At 36.7% G+C, this 215-nt stretch carries 1 pseudogene; it reads left to right on the forward strand.

What is annotated here, in order from left to right:
- Window positions 1–20: 20 nt before the first annotated feature.
- Window positions 21–215, forward strand: a pseudogene (locus tag NE609_RS17480) (hypothetical protein); the annotation flags it as partial.

The raw sequence follows: 215 nt of genomic DNA on the forward strand, positions 1-215 counted from the left end.
CTACAAGAAGTTCTGTGAACATGAAATATCAGCAATTGGGAATTGTATGGAATGACAAGAAGTACGAAGAGCTCGCAACTATCGTAAAAGATTGCAACAAAGCCCTGAATGATATTTTACAGATAATGCTTCAGGCCGAAAAATACGTTGCTTCCCTTGCCAAAATTGTACAAGAATATGATAATGTTAATTTGGCCACTCCTTCTGAACGAAAT

It is taken from the genome of Anaerotruncus sp. DFI.9.16 (genome assembly GCF_024461615.1).
Lineage (GTDB): Bacteria > Bacillota > Clostridia > Oscillospirales > Ruminococcaceae > Anaerotruncus > Anaerotruncus massiliensis.